The sequence below is a fragment of the Faecalicatena contorta genome (genome assembly GCF_021531895.1).
Classification (GTDB): domain Bacteria; phylum Bacillota; class Clostridia; order Lachnospirales; family Lachnospiraceae; genus JAFBIX01.
The window spans coordinates 1-443 of the sequence record NZ_JAFBIX010000086.1; the positions used below are offsets into that span (position 1 = coordinate 1).

Consider the following 443-nt stretch of genomic DNA (forward strand, 5'->3'; position numbering starts at 1 on the left):
ATGATAAATAGTATAAAAACATCGCTCCCCATTGCGCTTCTCGCCAGGAATTCCTCCAGATGAGTTTGTTCAGTAATTGGGAATGTCAGGCGCAAGGGAGTTGGATAGGCTGGACGGAAACAGACCAGCCTATCCAGCTTCCTTGCGCCGTACACCTTCCAATTACCAACTAACTAATCTAAATTCCTAACTAAATTACATATTTAATCTTTTTGTTCAGCTTCATTAGTTCATTTGCAAATTCTCGATTCTCGTATAATGCAACGAAAACGGTACTCATTCTTTTCGACTCGATTCCTACCCGGTCAAAGGATGCGGCAAAGGATGCTGAATAATTTTTCATTTTCCGTATTGATGTGATTTCTTGTGTAGGGAGAGTCTTTGTCAATAATCCAAAATGTATTACTACTTGTTTTTTATCAACAATAACTTCGTTTCTAAAT

General features: G+C 38.1%; 1 protein-coding gene. It reads right to left on the reverse strand.

From position 1 onward, the window contains the following. Window positions 1-190: 190 nt before the first annotated feature. On the reverse strand, window positions 191-443 hold a 253-nt coding region (locus JQM81_RS13550; protein ID WP_235234350.1), incomplete at its 5' end, for a PH domain-containing protein.